General features: G+C 68.8%; 1 protein-coding gene. It reads right to left on the reverse strand.

Annotated features, from left to right (window positions below; genetic code table 11):
• The coding region (purL, locus tag ACFQEU_RS15050) for a phosphoribosylformylglycinamidine synthase subunit PurL (RefSeq protein ID WP_379783474.1) at positions 1-1,465 on the reverse strand (1,465 nt) is incomplete at its 3' end.
• Positions 1,466-2,052 lie beyond the last annotated feature (587 nt).

Here is a 2,052-nt window from a genome sequence, read left to right on the forward strand (position 1 = left end):
CGACCGCGCGGGCCCCGTCGTAGGGGGCGACGCTCGTCCAGCGGGGGTTCGCGCCCGAGGAGAGCGCGAGGCCGACGCCCTCCGTGTCGGAGTCGGTGCTCGTCGTCGTCCCGGCCGTCTCCCGCATCGCGATGATCGCGGCGTCGTCGCCCGGTTTCATCGCGGTTCGAGTACCGACCTCGTGGTCGTACTGGCGGTACACCCAGCGCTTGCTCGCGGTGTTCGGGTCGGCGACGACCGTCTCGAAGGCGTCAGCGAGCGCGAGCTCCGGGAGGTCGCGTTCGGGAGCCGGGGGCTCGGCGGCCGCGAGGTCGTTCATCGGCGCGCCGTCGGCGAGGAACTCGGCGTCGACGTCGACGACCGTCTCGCGGCCGTCGGTGCCCGGGCCGTCGAACGTGCAGACGTAGTTGCCGTCGGTGACCTCGCCGATATCCGAACAGCCGAGGTCGAACCGGTCGGCGAGCTCGCGGACGCGGTCGACGTTCTCGGGTGCGACCTCGTAACACATCCGCTCCTGGCTCTCGGCCAGCAGGACTTCCAGGGCGTTCATGTTCGGCTCGCGCTGGTGGACACGGTCGAGCTCGATATGCGCGCCGAGCCCACCCTTCGCGACGAGCTCGGAGGAGGCGCCGCCGAGCCCGGCCGCGCCGAGGTCCCGCGCCGACAGGACGAGGTCCTCGTCGATCAGCGCCTCGTTGCACTCGATCAGCCGCTTTTCGGCGTAGGGGTCGCCCACCTGGACCGCGGGGCGGTCCTCCGTCTCGGCGTCCTCGGCGAGGTCCTCGCTCGCGAAGGAGGCACCGCCGAGGCCGTCCCGGCCGGTCGCGTTGCCGACGAGCAGCAGCCGATTGCCGGGCTCCTGAGCGGTCGCCGTCACGAGCCGATCCGCGTTCGTGACGCCGACGCAGGCGACGTTGACGAGGGGGTTCCCCTCGTAGCCGCCGTGGAAGGCGACGCTCCCCCCCACAGTGGGGACGCCGATACAGTTGCCGTAGTGGGAGATCCCCTCCACGACGCCCTCGAACAGGTATCGCGACTGCTCGCGGTCGAAGCCGCCGAAGTACAGCGAGTCGAGCAGGGCGATCGGGTACGCGCCCATCGACATGGTGTCGCGGACGATGCCGCCGACGCCCGTCGCCGCGCCGTCGAACGGGTCGACGTAGGAAGGGTGGTTGTGGCTCTCGATCCCGAACGTGACGTACGTCTCGCCGTAGTCGTCGGGATCGCGCTCGCCCGGTGGGGTGTCGGCGGCGTCGGGCTCCGGGAGCGCGAGCACCGCGGCGTCGTCGCCGGGGCCGACAACGACCCCGTCGCCCTCGCTGTCGAACGCCGACAGCAGCGGTCGCGAGGACCGATACGCGCAGTGTTCGCTCCACAGGTTCTCGAACAGCTCGACTTCCGCCGGGGTCGGCTCCCGGTCGAGCTCGGCCGTCACGAGCTCGTGGTCCGTCTCGGACAGGCTCATTCACTTACGTGGACATCGTACCCGTTCTAATGTTTTTCTATGTGCACGTTCGTGTATCCAAATTCGACGCGGCATCGACAGGATCCGACGACACGAACGCGTCCCGACCACGGGCGCGCCGGTTCACGCGTTTATACGGGCGCGAGCCGGTCGCCGTGATCAGGAAGCGTGTGGGGTGCGGTGCCCTGCGAGAGGGCAGGACCCGACGAGATATCGACGCGACCGACTGAAGCTGCTTCCGAGGACGCCCGCCGTCACTGCTTCAGCGATCACTTATAAGTGACCGGCCGCAAACCGTCCCCGCTGATCGCGACGGTCCGGTGTCGGAAACTGCCGAGGACGCGGTCTGCTACGTACAACCTAACGACCGCGACGCCGCTCGTCATTTATAAACCGACGACCGAGACGCCGCTCGCTACGTATAAACTAACGACCGAGACGCCGCTCGCTACGTATAAACTAACGACCGCGACGCCGCTCGCTACTTATAAACCGACGACCGCGACGCCGTACACGACGAGCGCGCCGACGACGCCGACGGCGGCGATCGTCGCGTTCAGCCGCACGGCCCGTTTCCGGTCGGCCTC

Source organism: Halorubrum tibetense, from assembly GCF_042661865.1.
Taxonomy (GTDB): Archaea; Halobacteriota; Halobacteria; order Halobacteriales; family Haloferacaceae; genus Halorubrum; species Halorubrum tibetense.